Source organism: Methylobacterium sp. 4-46, assembly GCF_000019365.1.
GTDB lineage: Bacteria > Pseudomonadota > Alphaproteobacteria > Rhizobiales > Beijerinckiaceae > Methylobacterium.
The window spans coordinates 122,889-141,659 of the sequence record NC_010511.1; the positions used below are offsets into that span (position 1 = coordinate 122,889).

An 18,771-nucleotide genomic window follows, 5' to 3' on the forward strand; every position below is an offset into this window, starting at 1 on the left:
CGGAACTCAGCGCCCAAGGCATGACGCGTACCTCATGTTGACGGCGGCGAGGGCCAGGAGCTGGAGCGTCGCCGGGTAGTAGTTCTGCGGCGAGGTCGGGTCGGGAAGGGCGGGCGGCAGCGAGGCCGTGCCGGCCGCGCAGGCGGTGAGGGCCGCGACCGCGAGGTAGCCGGGCTCCTGCATCCGTCCGACGACGTCGTTGCTCGCGGTGTCGACCACCGGCAGGCCCGAGGCGCCGACCTCGGCCCAGGCCTTCACGAAGGGGGCGTAGTAGCGGCGCTCCGCGATGCCCGCCATGGCGAGGTAGAGCGGCACCCGGACCGCGTTGTAGGAGAAGACCGGGGGGAAGCCGGCCGCCGCTTTCGGCTCGCCCCCGCGCAGCGAGGTCCACTCGACCGGCAGCGCCGCCTCCCCGAACCGCGCCCGCAGCGCGAGGTCGAGGCCGGCCGCGCTGAGCCGGGCCCAGTCGAATTCGGGCGCCACCGCGGGCAGGCGCGCCAGGGCGGGGAAGATCCAGTAGGACAGGTTGATCACCGGCCCATCCGCCCGGTCCTCGGCCGAGAACCCGGCCATGCCCGGCAGGAGCAGGGCCGCGCCCTCGGAGCGGAACAGCACCGTGCGGCGGCCGATATCGACGGCGATGCGCCGTGCCGCGAGGCGGTAGCCCTCGTCCTGCCAGGCGTCCGCGGCCTCGATGAGGGCCCAGGCCACCAGGAGGTCGCCGTCGGTGGCGTTGTTCATGTCGGCGACGCCCGGGCGCTTGTCCGGCTCCCAGCGCCAGGCCAGCAGGGAATCGTCCCGGACCATGAGGTTGGCGCGGGTCCAGTCCCAGATCCGCTGGAAGGCGTCGCGGTCCCCGGCCGCGACGGCGAGCAGCATGCCGTAGCCCTGCCCCTCGCTGTGGCTGATGCGGCCGTTGGCCGTGTCGACGACGCGGCCCTGGTCGGTGACGAAGCGCGCCTTGTAGGCGCGCCACGCCGCCCCGTTGCCGAGGGCGTTGTGGAGCGACGCCGGCTCGCCAGTCCGGTTCTCGCCAGTCCGGCTCTCGCCATCACGGTTCTTGGCGTCGCGCGCGCGGGGCGGCGGCTCGGCGGCGCCCGGCTGCTGGGCGAGGCCTGGCCGGGCGCCGCCCAGCGCGGCGCTGCCCAGGATCAGGATCGTCGCCGCGAGGCGCAGGAAGGATCTCATCGGGGGGCTCCGGTGCCGCGGTCGGGGTCGCCGCGCCGCCCCGTGCCGGTGCGCCCGACGCCGCGCAGCATGGCCGAGGTGGACAGGCCGAGGGCGGCCGCCGAGGCCAGGATGATCAGCGCGAAGGCGTTCGGATTGGACGAGAACCAGCCCGCCACGATCAGCCGGAGATTCTCGAAGCTGCGGGGCGCCGTCTCGACGAGGATCGCGTGCCGCGCCGCGTAGGTGCGGACCGCGCCGTCATTGCCGTCGAGCACGGCCACCCGCCCTTCGAGCCGGTCCCACACCGACGGCGCGGTCAGGCAGGTCACCGAGGCCTGCAGCGCCGCCGGGGTCGGCGCCGTGAAGACCGTGAGCGTCGCGTCGGGGTCGCGCCCCATCAGGCCCTGCCCGGCGATCAGGGAGGTGCGGGCATCCACCTCGATCTCCGCCTCGCGGACCTGCGCGTCGAGCCAGCGCGAGGCCGCCGCGACCGCCTCCTGGAGGACGGCGCCGAGCCGCGCGCCGATCCCCGCGAGGCCGTCCTCGCCCGCGCCCGCCCCGCGCAGGGAGGCGCCCCAGGAGGTGACGAGGTCGGCGGCCTGCGCGCGCGCCGAGGAGCGCCCGCGCTGGGCCACCGCGATGCTGCGCGACGGGGCGGCCGGGAGCGCGCAGGCGGGAGGGATGTCGGAGCGCAGGCGGTCGAGGCTCAGGCCCCCGCCCTGGCCGGCCGGCTGCGGGATCTCGGCGCCGGCCTGCGCGGCCCGCCCCTGCCAGATCTGCTGCACCTGCTGCGGGTCGAGCCCGACGGTGCGCAGCAGGTCGGGATCGAGCGTGCGGACCGGCCCGACGACCACGGTCGGGCCCCGCCTCTCCGCCGCGCGCTCGGTGGCGAGTTCGAAGTCGATCGGGCGGCCCGCCGCCAGGGCGAGGCGCACCGCGATCGTGGCGGCGGCCGACATCGAGGCCCGGTCGGGCGCCGGCACGACGAGGCGCGGCCGCCGCGGCGCATCGCGATAGGGCGCGCCGCCGCCCGCCGTCGCGGCGAGGTCCGGCAGCCGCAGCGCCCGCGCCAGCCGCGGGAAGGCCACCTTGGTCTCGCCGAGGAACAGGAAGCGCTTGCGGTCCGCCTCCGCGTCGCTGCAGGCGCGGTCCGAGGCGGCGGGCAGCAGCGCCGTGACGTCGACGCGGTTGCGGCCGGGCCGCCAGCGCCCGAGCGGCAGGCCGATCTGCGCGTCGCGGAACACCTCGCCCTCGGCGCGCGGCAGCGGCGCGCTCGCCGCGTTGCGCCGGTTGACGTCGACGATCACCTGCGCCTCCGGGTCGAGGCCGGCGGCGTAGCCGCCCTCCAGCGTCAGGACGACCTTGCCGTAATCCGCCGCGATCACGTCGCTCGGCAGGACCACGTCGAAGCCGGCCCGGAACAGCCGTCCGCTGAATTCGCGGTTCTGCAGGCCGAGATCGGCGAGGCGCAGCGTCTCGCCGCCCCGGATCTCGGCGCCGCGCGCGAGGGCGAGCGCCCGCAACCCCTGCGGGCTCCCGACCGGCTCATGGGCCGCCGAGGCGGTGACCGCCTCGGCGGCGGCGTCGAGATCCGCCGGGGCGGTGCCCGGGACGATCAGGGTCGTGGCCCGGGTCGCCTGGGCCGGCAGGACGGTCAGCGGCTGGCCGCTCGCCACCTCGCCGGCCTCGACATTGGCGACCTCGCGCAGCTCGTCGGGACTCGCGACCACGAGGTTCAGGCCCGAGGGTCCCTGCTGCGCCGATCCGAACTCGACCGCCACGTGGCTGTAGCCGCCGGCCAGCGCGACGCGCTGCACGAGGCCGATGATGCGCTCGAAGGTCTCGAAGGTCGGCCGGCTGCGGAGCATCACCCGGATCGGGACGACGCCGCGCGGATCGGGCGGGACCGCGGCGAGGTCGCGCAGGCTCTGGGCGGTCCCGGTGCCCGGCGGCAGCACGAAGCCGGTCCAGGACGGGTCGACCTGGGTCCAGAGCTCGTAGGTCGCCGGCAGGCTGCAATCGACCCGGTGGCGCTGGACGGCCGCGACCGCGACGGCGTTGTAGCCGGGCCTGAGCAGGCCGGGCGGCACGTCGAACTCGACGACCCGCACGGCGCTCGGGGCGCGGATCGCCGTGCGGCCGACCACCGCGTCGTTGATGGACAGGGTGAGGGAGGAGGTCTCCGGGACCACGGAGATCGCCGCCAGGTAGCCGATGCGGAAGCGCAGGTGCTCGCGCGCCTCGGCCTCCGTCAGGTAGACGCTCCATTGCAGGCCGCTCTCCTCGCCGCTCAGGCGCAGCCCGCTCCGGCCGGCCGGGAGCGGCCGCTGCGGCAGGAGCGCGGGCGCCGGCACCGCGGCGCCCTCGGGGGCGGGCGCGGCCTCGGCCGGGCGGCCGGGCGCCGCGCCGGCCGCGTCCGGGACGGACAGCACCTGGGGGGCGCCGCGTCCGAGGAAGCTCTGGGCGCCGGCGCCCTGGGGCAGGAGCAGGGCGAGGCCGATGAGCGAGGTGCCGGCGATCCGGCGCAGGGCGGCGCCGACCGGGGCGGCGGGGATCGGCAGGAGGTCGGGAAGGCGGGGTTGGGCGGTCATGGCGGCCTCAGCCGAGGCTCGGCTGCGAGGAGGGGTCGAGGTCGGAGCGGCGCCGGCCGCGGTTCTGGGCGAGCGTCGCGTTCTCCGCCTCCAGCATCATGCGCAGCCAGGCCGGCGTGGCGTCGACCGGGTTGGCGGGCACCGGCGGCTGCGCCTCGGGCGCGGCCGGGCGCGGCCTCGCGGGTTCCACGAAGCTGCGCCGCGGCGTCTCGGCCAGGCGCCGATGCATGCGGATCGTCTGCGGGACCGGCACCTCGGCCGGGTCCTTGCGCGCGTCCCGCGCCGCGAGGTCCGACAGGAAGTAGGACAGGGCCCGGCACGGGCCGGCGATCCCCCAGGCGACGAATTGCAGGCTGCCGGCGAGCAGGTTCTTGTGCCCGCGCCGGCGCTGCTGGAAGCGCCGCATCGCCTCCGCGTCGCCGTACATCAGGTCCGCGAGGACGAGGTAGGCGCAGGGCGTCATGTCCTCGAAGACGAGGTCGCAGACCGATTCCTCGCCCGCGAGCGCGACCCCGACCACCCGGGCCGTGATGGCGGCCCGGGCCGTGGCCTCGGGCAGGTCGGCCCGGGGCGCGACCCCGAGCGTCCCCACGCTCGCGTCGCCGTCGCGCCGCATCGGCACGATCGCGTCCATGCGGACCCGCGCGCGCTCGCGGGAGATCCGCTCGACCGCGACGTCGATGGCGAGGCCGTTCAGCGTCAGCACCGCCGGGCGCTCGACCGCGAGGGAGGGCGTCGTCTCGGTCTGCCGGCGCTCCGCCGCCGCCCCGAGCGCCGCCCCCGCGGTGATCAGGTTGAACAGGTTCCACAGGCCGACGACGAGCATCAGGTTCGTGATGCCGGGCTCGTACAGGTAGCGGTAGGTGGCCACGCCCGCCCCGAGCAGCAGGACCAGGAACACCGCCAGGAAGGGCATCGCCAGCGGCGAGAGCTGGTCGCGGTCGAGCGTCACGTTCTTGGCCGTGACGTTGAAGTGCGGCTTGCGCGGCGACAGGATGACGGACGCGGTCGCCTTGATCAGGAACAATCCCTGGACGTACTCGTAGAGCTCCGAGACGAAAGGCCAGCGCAGGCGGCCGTAGAGGTAATTCTGCATCATCAGGTTCACGGCAATGTAGGTCGCGGTGTAGGCGATCGCTTCATCGACGTTGGCCACCACGATCTTGAGGTCCAGGAAGATGTAAAGCAGGGGCGCGACCATGAAGATCAATCGCGGCACCGGAAAGAACCAGAAAGTCATGCTCGACAGGTAGCAGAGCCGCTGGATCGACGTCGGGCCGCGCTTGAGCAGCGGGTTCTTCAGCAGCAGGATCTGCAGCATGCCCTGGCACCAGCGCGACCTCTGACCGATGAAGGAGGTCAGCGTGTCGGGCTGCAGGCCGGCGATCAGGGTCTTGTCGACGTAGACGCTGGTCCAGCCGCGGGAATGCAGCTCGAAGGCGGTCTCGCAATCCTCCGTGATGGTGATGCCGGAGAAGCCGCCCGCCTCCTCGAGCGCCCGGCGGCGCAGCAGCGCGGCCGAGCCGCAGAAGAAGGAGCCGTTCCACTTGTCGAGGCCGCGCTGGGTCTCGGCGTAGAACATCTCGTTCTCCGAGGGCATGCGGTCGAAGGTGCCGAGGTTGCGCTCGATCGGGTCCGGGTTGAGGAAGGCGTGCGGCGTCTGCACGAGGAACAGCTTCGGGTCCTGCGCGAAATGCCCGATCGTGTCGCGCAGGAAGGAGCGGAACGGGACGTGGTCCGCGTCGAGCACGACGACGATCTCGCCCTGCGAGTGCTGGAACCCGTTGTTGAGGTTGCCGGCCTTGGCGTGGAGGTTGCGGCGCCGGGTCAGGTAGTTGACGCCGAGTTCCGCGCACAGCTTCTGGAGCACCGAGCGGCGGGTGCGGGCCTCGACGGCCTTGGCGCGGTTCGGATCGGAGCATTTCTGCTCCGTCCCGCCGTCGTCGAGGAGCCACACGGTGAGCTTGTGGGCGGGGTAGTCCAGGGACTTGGCGGCCGCGAGCGTGGTCGCCAGGACGTCGCTGTCCTCGTTGTAGCTCGGCACGAACACGTCGACGGTCGGCAGGGCGTCGTCGTCCGCGGCGTCGGGCGTCGCGCGCGCGATCGGGTCGGCGTTCACGACGAGGCTGATCATCAGGATGTAGAAGCAGTAGAGTTCCGCCACGAGCAGGATCATGCCGCAGACGAAGCCGGGCACGTCGCTCACGGGCGGCAGCGTGCTGGAGACGCGCCAGTAGAGGTAGCGCAGCACCACCAAACTGCCGATCGCCAGGAAGACCGACCGGGCCACGCGCCCGCGCAGGAACAGCCAGATCAGGCCCATCAGGCCCATCGCGCCGAGGCTCATCTCGAGCTGGACCTGCGTCCCGACGGGCTGAACCAGGAGCGCGAGGACGGCCATCGCGCTGGTCAGCCAGAGCGCTCGCGCGAGAATGACAGGCACGACTCTCATCTCCTCTGTGAAAACAAGACACCGACTCGGTGCTGCATTTCACAGCAATATACGAGCCAAAGTCTGACCAATTTCAGTCCACTCTCGATCGGCATCGCGGCTGTTGATAAACGTCTCCAATGAACGGTTAAATCAGAACGCCGCACGCGCTTCGACGCTGGTGTAGTAACCACTCTTCTGAATGCGATCGAAGACGTAGCCGGCACCGAGCGAGAATTTCATCGGCCCGACGAAGAATCCGGTGAGGTGCGCGCCGACGCGCCACTGGTTGAAGAACTGATCGCCGAGGAACGTGCCCTCGGGGCCGAGGAAGACGCCGTCCGCGACGGCGAATCCGGCGCGCAGGCGGGCGTAGTAGGCGCGGAACAGCGTGGAATAGGAGGCGTTCGCCGCGAACAGCGTGTCGACCGTCGGGTTGAGGTAGATGTCGGCGGCGACCTTCGCGCCGACGCCGGTTCCGACCACCGGGTTGCGCGGATCCGGGATCGAGAGCTCGTTGTGGCGGACATTGAAGCCGATGTAGCCGGCGACGGCGGCCTGCTGCCAGATCCACTCGTAGCCCAAGAGCGCCGACCCCTCCGCCTGGACCCCGTGGACCGTCCGGCCGGCGCCCGCGCCAGGGTAGGAATAGACGCCGTCGACGCTCTGGAGTCGGACCCGCGGGCCGCTCTCGACCAGGGTGTTGGCCGTCGCGATCGTCGCCGTGACCGCGCCGAAAGCGGAGCTGTTCGAGGTCACGGTGGCCGCGGCATCGACCGCAACGATCCAGTCATCCTGCGGGACGACCTGCTCGGCCCCCGTGTACCAATCGGCCGCGAACCCGATCTCCGGCACGGCAATCGACCCAACCAGGGCAACAATGCAGCATTTGATCAAATGATGGGCAGACACGTCGCACCTTCTGGGGCCTTGCTGCGGGTGAACCCGGCTTCGAGCGCCACAAATATTCGTTTTAATGGTTAACGAGGCGTTAAATCCTGTGGCTCTGCGCCGTTGCTCAGGCAATGTGCTGTGAACGACACAGGCCGCGGCGGCCGTCAATCGAGCGATAAGAGTCGTGCTACATGGTTCAATTCTGAGTCTTCACTCCGTATTGGCTGACTCGATCGGGCACCGCGACGGCGTGCCGGATGAGAGAGGCCGCGATCGTGGCGTCCTCCATTGCGGCGCGCGAGCCGGAAGACTGAAACAAATCCCAGAGCACGGCGGCGGGACCGCGCGGCCCGGCGAGGACGCCGCCCGGTCCGGGCGCTTTCTCAGCGGCACGCCCCTCCCCTGCCGGGCGGCTCCCCCCGGGGGCGCCTGAACCCTCAGGCGGCCCGCACGGAAGCGGCCGGAGCCTCGTCCAGCGCGCGGACGAGTTCGGTCAGGCCGAAGGGCTTGTGGAGGCTGCCGAAGACCTGCGCGTTCGCGGGCAGCTGGCCCCGCGCGCCCATGATCACGATCTCCATCGCCGGATGGGTGCGCGAGACGACGGCCGCGAGGTGGAGGCCCTTGGCGCCGGGCAGGAGGTGGTCGCAGAGCAGCAGGTCGAAGTCCCGCCGCTCCGCCAGGGCCTGGAAGGCCTGGTCGGCGGTCGCCGCGAGGGTGACCGCGTGGCCGAGCCCCGCGAGGGCGTCGGCCGTGACCGAGCGCACCAGCGGGTCGGCCTCCGCGAGGAGGACGCGCCGCGCCCGCGCGCGGGCCCCCGGGCGCGCCTGGGCGGGGGCGAGGTCGGAGCCCGGGATCCAGAGCGTGACCTCGGACGGGCCGACGCTGATCGCGCCGCCGATCTCCTCCATGAGCTGGCGCACGGCCGCGATCCCGCTTCCCTCCGCCAAGCGTCCGCCGATCGAGACGCCGATCTGCACGCCCGCCTGCTGGCGGATCGGCGCCCCGGCCGCGTCCCGCGAGGCCCCGACCACGATCGCGACCGCGTCCCCCTCCGTCAGGCAGGCGCGGATGTCGACGGCGAGGTTGAGCAGGGCGATCTCGACGTCGCGCTCGGCGCAGTGCAGCCGCGGCAGGTCGGCGGCCTTCGAGACCGCGACCGGGGTGCCGGCCAGGACCGTGCCGCGCAGGAAGGCCAGGACGTCGTCGAGGATCGGCGCGAGATCGATCTCGCCGGCCGGGGGAGCCTCCCGCCGGCTCAGCGCGAGCACCCGGCGCGTCGTCGAGGCGCCCCGCGCGGCCCCGCGAAACGCCGCCTCGAGCCAGCGCCGGACCGATTCGTCGGGGATGTGGCCCGCCCGCGCGGCCCCCACCGAGGTCAGCACGACGGTCAGGACGTTGTTGATGTCGTGCACGATGCTGTCGACGATCTCGCGGGTGAGCGGGTCCCGGCGGCGCTCCGGCGCCGGCAGCGCGCCCGCATTCTCCGCGGCGAGGCCCGGGCCCGGCGCCGGCAGCGCGGCCGCCACTTCCCGGCTGAGCACGTGCAGCCGCGTGCAGGAGACCTCGTCCCGCGCCGCCTTCGCGATGCGCAGGATCAGGCGCCGCTCGCGGGCATCGCCGTCGCCCGGGAGGATCCGGACGGCCACGTCGCGGGTGACGCCCTCGGCGGCGAGCGCGCCGCGCATGGCGCCCTCGACCAGCGCGCGGTCGTCGCCGGCCACGCGGGAGAGGATCTCGTCCAGGGCGCAGACCCGCTCGGAGGCGCCCGCGTCGCGGTCGGCGGCGGCATCCGTCCAGGCGACCTGCCCGCTCGCGAAATCCACCTCCCAGCAGGTCGCGCCGGTGACGGCGTGGATGAAGCGGAGCCGGTTGCGCGCCCGCGCCAGCGCCGCGCGGGTCTCGTGGAGCAGCCGGTCGCGGCTCTGGGCGCGCGCGGTGACCTCCGCGAGGGTCCCGGCGAGGTCGCCCAGGTCCCGCATCCAGAACCGCTCGGCGCCGAGGCCGGGCCGCTCGTCCCGGGCGGCGCCGCGCAGGCGCGCGAGGCCCCGGGTGGCGTGCCCCCCGACCATCCAGCCCAGGAGGGCGGCCAGGGCCACCACGTCCGCCAGGAGCAGCGAGCCGGCTTGCGACTGCCAGGTCGGCCCGGCCTCGCCCGGCGCCCGCGCGGCGACGAGCCAGCCGAGCCCCGCCCCCTCGGCGTCGGGGAGCGAGGCCACCGCCTCGGGGCCGCCGGCCGGGGCGCCAGCGGCGCCCTCGGATTGCAGGAGGGGCCGCCCGGTGCCGTTGAGGATGCTGAGCTGCAGCGCGCGGCCGGCCTCCCCGAGATCGGCGCGCGCCGCGTCAACGACGCTGCCGATCCATTCCGGCGTGAGCTGCACCGCCAGGATCCCGATCGCGGTCCGGTCCGGTCCCGGCACGGGCGCGCCCAGGATGGTGTTGCGGGGCGCCTCGATGCCGGCCCGGCTGCGCTCGCTGGCATCCGCGATGACGGTCCCGGCGAGGCCCCGCGCGAACCACGTCGCGCCCGACACGTGAGCGCCGGCGAATCTCCCGCTCGCCGTCGCGCGGATCAGGCCGGTCCGGTCGGCCAGGAGGATGTCCGCGTATTCGGGGTGGAGGGCGCGCCAGCGGGCGAAGTAGGCGCGGATCGCGGCGGGATCGGCCTGGGGCTGCAGCAGCGCGTTCTCGGCCGCCAGCGCGACGTCCCGGGAGACCGCGAGCACGGCCGAGGCGAGGCGGTCGGCGACGAGGCGCGCGCCGTCCCGGGCGATCTGCCCCTGCCGCGGCGCCGGCGCGTGCTCGGGCGTCGCGACGCGCAGCGCGGTGAGCCCGGCCGCGACGGCCGAGAGCGCGCAGAGCGCCGCCATCGTGGCGCGCAGGGACAGCATGCCGGACTTGTGCATCGGCGAGGGATCCGTGGGCTCGTGCTCCGCTTCGTCCGCGGCCGCTCACGCTTCGTTCAGAATGGTTAACAGCTGCTTAACTCGGGGGATTCTCTCCCTTAAGCCGTGCAAGATCCCGCTATAGCGCCGCACAGGCAACCGGATCCGCGTGGTCGTGACTGGTACGAGCAGGTCGTGCGGCGGCAGTTCGGGATCCTGGAGGTGTGGGCGATCTTGCCGCAAGGGTCGATCCCGCGATCGCCGGGCGTGCTAGGTTCAAAACCCAATCAGCTTGACCATGTGAATGGCCGCTGAGAGTGGGAGCCGGCATTCAGCCGCACGGCCACAACGTACTGCATCGCCATCGAAAGCGGACATTCGCTGACTGGGTGTTGTGGAGCGTTCGCTATACCGCAGACATGGCATCCGAAGTGTACAGCCATAATTCATGCGATATTATCCGATAATGAATGCCGCTGAAATTTCTGAGAAGATCACCGCAAAATCTTCGCTTTCTGTTTCTGACTTGATTGCTGCCAAAATGACACGTAGGGCAAAATGTAATTACTGCTCAATCACACGTTATAGAGGCGGGCAAATTTTTCGCTTAGGAGCATCATTACCAAAATGTCCGCTGAAATTACCATTTTATTGCGGAGAAATGCTATGAGAGCACTGGTCTGGCACGGCACTGAAGACATCCGATGCGATACAGTCCCGGACCCTAAGATTGAGGATGAGCGCGACGCAATCATCAAGGTGACCACCTGTGCGATCTGCGGCTCGGACCTGCACCTCTACGACCACGTCATGCCCGGCATGGAAAAGGGCGACGTGATGGGCCACGAGTTCATGGGCGAAGTCGTTGAGATGGGCAGAGGCGTCAACGGCGCTCTCAGGAAAGGTGAGCGCATCGTCGTGCCTTTCACAATCATCTGTGGCGAATGCGATCAGTGCAAGCGCGGCTACTTCTCCGTCTGCGAACGCTCGAACCGCAACAAGTCGATCGCCGAGAAAGCCTTCGGGCACACCACCGCGGGCCTGTTCGGCTACACCCACCTCACCGGCGGCTACCAGGGCGGACAAGCCGAGTACGTCCGTGTGCCGTTTGCCGATAAGACCCACATCAAGGTGCCGGATAACCTGAGCGACGAGCAGGTGCTGTTCCTCGGTGATATCTTCCCGACCGGCTGGCAGGCCGCGGTGCAAGCCGACATCCAGCCGACCGATACGGTCGCGATCTGGGGCGCCGGTCCGGTCGGCCAGATGACACTGCGCTCCGCGGTCCTCCTCGGTGCGAAGCAGGTGGTCTGCATCGATAGCGTGCCCGAGCGCCTGGAGATGGCACGCGCGGGAGGGGCTGTAACCATCGACAACGCGCAGGAGAGCGTGATCGAGCGCCTCAATGAGTTGACCAACGGCAAGGGTCCGGAGAAGTGCATCGATGCCGTCGGCATGGAGGCGCATTCGCCGCGCGCTCTGGAACAGGTTTACGACCGACTGAAACAGGCCGTAATGCTGGAGAGCGACCGCGCCTCGGTGCTGCGCGAGATGATTTATGTCTGCCGCCCCGCTGGCATCCTCTCGATCCCGGGTGTCTACGGCGGGCTCGTCGACAAATTGCCGGTGGGAGCCCTGATGAACAAGGGGCTGACCATCCGCACCGGGCAGACCCACGTGAACCGGTGGACGGATGACCTCGTCAAGCGTGTCGCCGACGGGCAGATCGATCCCTCCTTCGTCATCACTCATCGGGTTGGGCTCGAACAAGGGCCCGAGATGTACAAGACCTTCCGCGACAAGAAAGACAACTGCATCAAGGTTGTGCTCCGGCCCTGATTGGCTTTGCAGCCCGTCGCGCTGCGGCGGGTCTGCCATTCCTCTCACATTACGGCATCCATTGCGGCACCGAGGAAGTCAGCATGTCCGATGCCATGTCTCAACGGGACCGGGGTCGCGCTCCTGTGCCCTATTCTCTGCCGAGTTATCTCACCTCAGACCCGCGCCGTAGGCCAGATCCCGCAACCAGGGAACTCGCCCACGGCCTAGGCTGGTTCTCCATCGGCCTCGGCCTGACTGAACTGGCGTGTGGCGGTGCCATTGCCCGCTGGCTCGGAATGCCGCGCGCAGCCCCGGTCATCGAAGCCTACGGCGTGCGCGAACTCCTACAGGGTGCCGGGATCTTGGGCTCGCGTGATCCGACGCCCTGGATCTCGGCACGCGTCGCGGGAGACGCGCTCGACATCGCCACGGTCCTTCCTGGGCTAGTGGGCCATAATCCGCGCAAGGACAACGTGCTCATCGCCCTTGTGGCCTTGGCTGGCGTTACAGCCATCGACGTGATCTGCGCACAGAACCTCTCGGGGGCACCCCTCGCCCCGTCCCGAAAGGTCCGACAGGATTACCGCAGCCGCAGCGGCTTTCGCCGTCCCGCGCAGGCGATGCGGGGTGCGGCACGCGACTTCAAGCCGCCACCCGACATGATCCGCCCGGAGGCGATGCGTCCCTGGACGTTGACCAACGCCTGAGGCTGGAAGGATGCAAGGCTGATGCTGCCTGCTTTCGAACGGGCGTCGGGTGCGCTCGTCATGGGTCTTGTCCTCGCCGACATCTTCCTGACAGTCCTTTACGCGCGCATCGGGACAGGACTGATCGCGGACCGGGTCGCCCATCTCACCTGGGCAATCTTCCGTGCCGTCGATCAAGTCGGGCAGAAGCGGGGCGCTGTGCTCTCCTTCTGCGGCCCGGTCATCCTCATCGTCTACGTCCTGCTCTGGGCACTGGGACTGACCCTCGGAGCCGGCCTGATCATCCACCCCGCGCTCGGGACGGCCGTTCGGGCAAGCAGCGGCGAGACCCCGGCCGACTTCATGACTGCCCTCTATGCAGGCGGCAGCAGCATGGCGATCGTGGGAGCCAGCGACTTCAAGCCGGTCACAGATGCCTACCGCGTCCTCTATCTCGTGAACTCGCTCGTCGGCATGTCGGTGACGTCATTGGTCCTGACCTACGTCATGCAGGTCTACAGCGCGCTTCGGCAGCGCAACGCGCTCGGACTAAAGCTGCATCTGTTAGCGGGCGAAACCGCGGATGCGGCCGAACTCCTCGCGCGGCTCGGGTCACAGGGGCAGCTCGATTCAGGTTACAGCCACTTGGCCGACACCGCGGCGGCCATGGCCGAGATGAAGGAGACCCACCACTTCTATCCTGTGCTGTTCTACTTCCGCTTCCGGCAGCCCTTCTACTCGGTCTCGGCACAGGCATTCATCGTCCTCGACACGGTGTCACTGATCCGCAGCGGGATTGCAGACCGTCAGGCGGCATGGCTGAAGGAGGCCGCCGCCGTCGATGCAATCTGGCGCGTTGCCATGCTGCTCGTCGTCACGCTCGAAACGACGTTTTTACCCGGAGACCTGCCCGCCCCAGCCGACGTGACCAGCGCCGAGAGCGAGGCATGGCGCACCCGCTTCGCAGCGGCTCTCAGACGGCTCTCGGCAGCCGGTGTGGAGACGATGCGCAATGAGGCGGGGGCAGAGACATATCTTGCGCTGAGGGCGCAATGGCAGCCGCATATCGCACGGCTGGCACCCGCGATGGCCTACCGCATAGACGAATTTGAACCGGGTGGGGAGCAGTAGGATTTGCCCTTGCGGAATTCGCTGGACGGCCGCCGAGCCCGTTTTACACTCCTGGCTCAGCACTCTGTAACGCTACCTGCTTGAAGCCCCAGAACTCATTACAACAGGCAACCCCGTCTGCCGTCGCTGGGAAAGGCCCTCAGAGGTCCGCTGTGCCTCCACCAGCAGCCTTTCGTTGATGCCGCATCGAATAGCTTCTTGGGGTCGGAAGCAGCCCCTCGCATGGTCAAGCTGATTGAGTTTTGACCCTAAGGAAACTCTTCCTCGAAAGGTCGTGGCGTTCGACCGGGGATGGGCGCCGCGCGGCCGGGCCCGCTCTCCCGGACCGGACGCCGCGGCCGGCAGGGCCGCGAAGGCTCCCGAGGCCCGCGCGGCCTCACGTCACGGGCGCGGGCGGCGACGGGGAGCCGGCCAGCGTGTCGAGGAGCGGCTCCAGGCCCGGCAGGTCGGCCAAGTCGCGAAGGGCCAGGTAGGCGCTCTCGGCCGCGGACGGCGCGAGCGCGCGGCCCGCGCAGGCGAGGAACTTCGCCCGCCGGTCGGCCTCGCTCAGGGGCCGCTCGGGGTTGCCGACCGCGAGGTCGCGGCTGCCCGAGATCACCCGGCCGCCCTCCACCTCGATCTCCATCTCCACGGGCGCGGTGCCGATGAAGCCGAGCCGCGCGAGGCTCGGGCTCACGGTCATGCGCACCCGTTCCATCACGCGGCGGAGCGCCGGGTCGGCAAGCGTCGCGTCGTCGAACGTGTCGAGCGCGACCCGCCCGCGGACCAGGGCGGCCGCGAGGGCGAATTCCAGCGAGAACCGGGCCTCCGCCGGCGTCCGCGGCGCGTGGCAGACGAGTTCGCGCTCGGCGAGCAGGCTCGTGCCGACCCGGATCTCCCGGACATGCTCCGCCGCGATCCCGTGCGCGCGGCGCAGGTCGAGGATCAGGTCGAGGGCCGGGTGGGCGCCGCTGCAGCAGGGATAGCGCTTGTAGGCGAGCCCGCGGGCGACGAGGTCGAAGGGCTCGCCGAAGCGCACCGCGCCGGGATCGATCCGCGCCCGCGCCGCCGGCCCGGCGAAGCACGCGGCGAACCCGTCCGCGCCCTCGAAGGCCTCGGCCGAGGCGGTCACGCCGGCCATCGCGAGGGACACCGCCTCCAGGCCGCTCCGGGCGGCGAGCCCGGCGTGCAGGGGCTTGGCCTGCGTTCCGAAATTCGCCCGCAGGCCGCCGGACCGGGTCAGCGCGATGGCGAGCGCGTGGATCGTCGCGGCCTCGCCCGGCCGGCGCAGCGCGCAGGCCGCGGCCGCGGCGCCGACGGCGTAGAGCGCGGCCGTGGTGTGCCAGCCGTTGCGCGAGACCTCGGGCATGACGGTCTCGGCGAGGCGGTGGGCGACCTCGACCCCCGCCAGGTAGGCCCCGACCGCCGCGAGACCGGACGCGCCGATCTCCTCCCCGACCGCGAGGGCGACCGGCGCCACGACCACGCTCGGATGGCCGATCGTCGTCCAACTCGTGTCGTCGAAGTCGAGGGCGTGGCCCGCGACGGCGTTGCACAGGGCCGCGTTCTCCGGATCCAGCCGCAGGCGCGTGCCCAGCACCGTGGCGGACCGGCCGGCGGCGCGGGCCCGCGCCCAGGTGCGCAGGTTGCGCGCGACCGGCTCCCGGGAGCCGGCGAGCGCGACGCCGACGCAGTCGGTCAGCGCCTCGCACGCCGCCGCGCGGGCGGCGCCATCGAGCGAGGCGGGATCGAGGGAGGCGAGGAAGGATGCGGCCCGTTCGAGGAGCGTCGGCACGGCGCGCCTTCCCGCTCAGAGGATCTGCGACAGGAAGCTGCGGGTGCGCGGGTCGCGCGGCGCGGCGAAGAACTGCGCGGGCGGCCCGTGCTCGACGATCACGCCCCGGTCCGTGAAGTAGATGTGGTCGGCGACCTCGCGGGCGAAGGCCATCTCGTGGGTCACGAGCAGGCAGGTCATGCCCTCCTCGGCGAGTTCCCGGATGGTGACCAGCACCTCCTTCACGGTCTCGGGATCGAGGGCCGCCGTGACCTCGTCGAACAGCATCACGTCGGGGCGCATGGCCAGCGAGCGGGCGATCGCGACGCGCTGCTGCTGTCCGCCCGATAGCTCGCCCGGGTAGGTGTCCTCCTTGCCCGAGAGGCGGACCTTGGCGAGGAGGGCGCGGGCGCGCGCCTCCACCTCGCGCCGGTCCTGGCCCAGCACGTGGATCGGCGCCATCATGACGTTCTGCAGCGCGGTCTTGTGCGGGAACAGGTTGTACTGCTGGAACACCATGCCGACCTTGCGGCGCAGGGCGAGCTTGTCGAGCTTCGGGTCGGCGACCTCGATCCCCTCGACCCGGATCGTGCCGGAGGTGATCGGCACCAGGGCGTTGATGCAGCGGATCAGGGTCGACTTGCCCGAGCCCGAGGGGCCGATGATGCAGATCACCTCGCCCTTGCGCACCTCCAGGCTGATGCCCTTGAGCACCTCCAGCGCGCCGAAGGACTTGTGCACGTCGATGAGTTGCACGATCGGCTGGTCGGGAGTCCAGGCAGGGGGCATGCGGGGTCTCAGGCGACGTGGAAGCGCCGCTCCAGGCGGGCCGTCCAGCGGTCGATCGGGTAGCAGTAGAGGAAGAAGCAGATGAGGGCGAAGCCGTAGAGCGGCGCGAAGAGCTCGGGCCGCCCGCCCTCGGCGGCGTGGACCTGCGCGGTGAGCGTCAGCATCTCGGAGACGCCCACGATCGAGGCCTGGACGGTCGCCATGGCGACGAGGGCGTAGAGGTTCATCCAGGGCGGCAGCATGCGCTTCAGGCATTGCGGCAGGATGATGCGCCACATCGTCTGGCGCCGGGTGAAGGCCAGGGCCTCCGCCGCCTCCCACTGCGTGGTCGGGATCGAGCGCACGGCCCCGCGCACGATCTCGGCGACGTTGGCCATGACCGGCAGGGCGAAGCCGCCGGTCGCCTTGACCCAGTCGGGCAGCGGGATGCGCAGGCCGAACACCGTGACCTGGAACGGCACCAGGAACATCACGAAGAACAGGAGCACGAGCCAGGGCGCGTTGCGGAAGACCTGCGTGGCGAGCCATGCGACCCCGCGCAGGGCCCGGGTCTCCGCCAGGAGCGCGAGGCCGAGCCAGAGCCCGGCGGCGGTGCCGAGCAGCATCGCGAGCAGCGAGATCGCGATGTTGAAGGCGAAGCCCGTGAGGAGGAGCGGCGCCCACTTGATCAGGACGTCGAGGGCCGGCAGGGGAGCCGCCCCGCTCGGGGCCTGGGCGGGCGCGGCCTGCGCCGCGAGGAGCATCGCCAGCCCGAGCGCGACGCCGTGGTGCGGGCGCAGGCGCAGCCGCGGCGGCGCGGGCGGCCGAGGGGGCAGCAGGACGGGCAGCAGGACGGGCAGCGCGCGGGGCCGGGGCTCGCCGCTCATCGCCCGTATCCCGGGATGCGCAGCGCCCGCTCCCAGCGGTGCATGAGCCACACCAGGATGCCGACCAGGATCCCGTAGGTCGCCAGCAGGACGAGCATCATCTCCAGCACGTTCTGCGACTCGGACCAGATCTGCTTGACCGCGTAGAGGGTTTCCGGGACCGCGATCGCGTAGGCGAGGGTCGTCGTCTTGAGCAGGTTGATCAGGTTGTTGTTGAGGGCAGGCAGGCAGATGCGCAGGGCGAGCGGCAGCACGACGTGGAGGTAGGCCTTGGCGCGGGTGTAGCCGAGCGCCTCGGCCGCCTCGACCGTGGTGCGCGGCACCGCCTCGATCCCGGAGCGGAAGATCTCGACGTTGAAGGCCGCGGCGAACAGGGACAGCGACACGATCGCCCACTGGACGTTGCTGAGCAGCGGCTCGCGCAGGCCCGACGCCGTCTGCGTCGCCGGCAGCAGCGTGCCCAGGCCGAAGTAGAAGAAGAAGATCTGCACCAGCGGGGGCGTGTTGCGGAACACAACCACGAAGCCGTGGACGAGACCGCGCAGCAGGCGGGACGGCCCGCCCTGCAGCAGGGCGCCGAGCGCGCCCAGCACGAGGCTGATCAGGATGGTGGAGACGCTGAGGAGAAGCGTCATCCGCAGGCCGGCGACGTAGCGCCCCCAATCGTAGGGATCGTAGAAGACCGTGAGATTGAAGCCGGTCGTGTCGTAGAGGCGCTGGAACCAGTCCGGAATGCCGCTCATCCCTTCACACCCTGGGGCCCGCCCGGCCGCGGCCGGGCGGGCCGGACTCAGTTGGTGGCGTTCTTGTACTTGTCGTGCATGGCCCGCGCGTAGTCGGTCGGCGCGATGCCCCACTTCTTCTCCTCGTCGACGATGAAGCCGGTCCGCATCCAGTCCTTGGTCGCGGTCTCCATCACGGCCTGGAGGCTGGCATTGCCGGACGCGACCGCCATGATCCAGGGCGCTTCGAGGATGCCCTTGAGCGGCATGGCGTAATCGGCCTTCCACTCGTCCTCGCCGAGCCGGCCCTGGATGAAGGTCTGGTCGTACAGGTAGCCGACGCAATTGCCCTGCTTGAGCGCGAAGAGCGGCTTCTCGGACCCGTCGAAGGCGACGATCTCGGCCCCGTAGGTGCGGGCCACGTCCTTGTTGTACCACGCGCCCGACGTGGCGCAGACCGGCTTGCCCTTGAGCTGACCCCACTCGGTGATGCCGCCCTTCTTCGGCAGCAGGATATTGACGTAGTCCGAGTAGTATTGCGGGTCGATGGCCTGGACCACGCGGCGGCGCTCCGGCTTGTCGGAGATCGTCGCGATCAGGAGATCGACCTTGCCCTGCTGCAGGAACTCGATGCGGTTGGAGGAGACGACCGGCACGAGTTCGAGCTCGACGCCGAGGCGCTTGGCGATGTCGGCCGCGAGGTCCGGCTCCAGGCCGATGATGTTGCCGCTCGGGTCGCGGAAGCCGAAGGGCCGGTAATCGGCCTTCACGCCGACGATCAGCTTGCCGCGCTGCTTGATGGCGTCGACGCCCTCCGCCGCCCTCGCCCCGGACAGCGTAGCGAGGGCGACCCCCGCGAGGGCCAGAGCACGAACCTTCTGTCGCATGGGATCGAACCTCCGTCGGGGGTGAGGAGAAGGGGCGACGCGCGGGCGGTCAACCTGAGGCGCCCCGCACTCGGCCGTTGTCGACCGGATTATCGCCGCGGCGGTGCCGCCGCGTCGATCGGAACACCAAATCAAGCAGCATGATTCG

13 protein-coding genes are annotated in these 18,771 nt (G+C 70.8%); 3 read left to right on the plus strand and 10 right to left on the minus strand.

Annotated elements, in window-relative coordinates:
- Positions 1–6: 6 nt before the first annotated feature.
- The 5 genes from M446_RS00525 to M446_RS00545 all read right to left on the minus strand — a co-directional run bounded on the left by M446_RS00525 (position 7) and on the right by M446_RS00545 (position 9,989).
- Positions 7–1,188 (minus strand): glycosyl hydrolase family 8, encoded by a 1,182-nt coding sequence (locus M446_RS00525; protein WP_012330108.1) that lies wholly within the window; start codon positions 1,186–1,188, stop codon positions 7–9.
- Positions 1,185–3,761, minus strand: a complete 2,577-nt coding sequence (locus M446_RS00530) for a cellulose biosynthesis cyclic di-GMP-binding regulatory protein BcsB (protein ID WP_012330109.1) — start codon at positions 3,759–3,761, stop codon at positions 1,185–1,187. Before M446_RS00530 ends, M446_RS00525 begins: the two co-directional genes overlap by 4 nt.
- A 7-nt stretch (positions 3,762–3,768) precedes the next feature.
- Positions 3,769–6,204 carry a UDP-forming cellulose synthase catalytic subunit gene (bcsA, locus tag M446_RS00535; protein WP_012330110.1) on the minus strand — a complete coding sequence of 812 codons (2,436 nt, stop codon included), beginning with the start codon at positions 6,202–6,204 and terminating at the stop codon, positions 3,769–3,771.
- Positions 6,205–6,345: 141 nt separating this feature from the next.
- Positions 6,346–7,047 (minus strand): cellulose biosynthesis protein BcsS, encoded by a 702-nt coding sequence (bcsS, locus tag M446_RS00540; RefSeq protein WP_083784608.1) that lies wholly within the window; start codon positions 7,045–7,047, stop codon positions 6,346–6,348.
- Positions 7,048–7,523: 476 nt separating this feature from the next.
- Positions 7,524–9,989, minus strand: coding sequence for a response regulator (locus M446_RS00545; protein ID WP_012330112.1), 2,466 nt, complete (start codon positions 9,987–9,989; stop codon positions 7,524–7,526).
- Positions 9,990–10,634: 645 nt separating this feature from the next.
- Here M446_RS00545 and M446_RS00550 point away from each other — a divergent pair.
- The 3 genes from M446_RS00550 (at position 10,635) to M446_RS00560 (ending at position 13,606) form a co-directional block, all read left to right on the plus strand.
- Positions 10,635–11,807 carry a zinc-dependent alcohol dehydrogenase gene (locus M446_RS00550; RefSeq protein ID WP_012330113.1) on the plus strand — a complete coding sequence of 391 codons (1,173 nt, stop codon included), beginning with the start codon at positions 10,635–10,637 and terminating at the stop codon, positions 11,805–11,807.
- 83 nt (positions 11,808–11,890) lie between these two features.
- Positions 11,891–12,496: a hypothetical protein gene (locus M446_RS00555; RefSeq protein ID WP_012330114.1), complete on the plus strand. Its 606-nt coding sequence runs from the start codon at positions 11,891–11,893 to the stop codon at positions 12,494–12,496.
- A 21-nt stretch (positions 12,497–12,517) separates the two neighbouring features.
- Positions 12,518–13,606, plus strand: coding sequence for a hypothetical protein (locus M446_RS00560; RefSeq protein WP_012330115.1), 1,089 nt, complete (start codon positions 12,518–12,520; stop codon positions 13,604–13,606).
- A gap of 376 nt (positions 13,607–13,982) precedes the next feature.
- Here the strand turns inward: M446_RS00560 and M446_RS00565 are convergent, their stop codons facing one another.
- The 5 genes from M446_RS00565 to M446_RS00585 are packed head-to-tail and all read right to left on the minus strand — an operon-like array spanning position 13,983 to position 18,623.
- A complete protein-coding gene (locus tag M446_RS00565) occupies positions 13,983–15,380 on the minus strand; it encodes an MmgE/PrpD family protein (protein WP_012330116.1) in 1,398 nt (465 codons plus the stop codon).
- Positions 15,381–15,395: 15 nt separating this feature from the next.
- Entirely contained in the window at positions 15,396–16,148 is a 753-nt protein-coding gene (locus tag M446_RS00570; RefSeq protein WP_012330117.1) for an amino acid ABC transporter ATP-binding protein, read from the minus strand.
- 8 nt (positions 16,149–16,156) lie between these two features.
- On the minus strand, positions 16,157–17,014 hold the full coding sequence (locus M446_RS00575; RefSeq protein WP_012330118.1) for an amino acid ABC transporter permease: 858 nt from the start codon (positions 17,012–17,014) through the stop codon (positions 16,157–16,159).
- Entirely contained in the window at positions 17,011–17,757 is a 747-nt protein-coding gene (locus M446_RS00580) for an amino acid ABC transporter permease (RefSeq protein WP_012330119.1), read from the minus strand. Before M446_RS00580 ends, M446_RS00575 begins: the two co-directional genes overlap by 4 nt.
- 47 nt (positions 17,758–17,804) lie before the next feature.
- The gene (locus tag M446_RS00585; protein ID WP_012330120.1) at positions 17,805–18,623 is read right to left on the minus strand and encodes a transporter substrate-binding domain-containing protein; all 819 of its coding nucleotides are present in this window, start codon (positions 18,621–18,623) and stop codon (positions 17,805–17,807) included.
- Between the last annotated feature and the right edge of the window lie 148 nt (positions 18,624–18,771).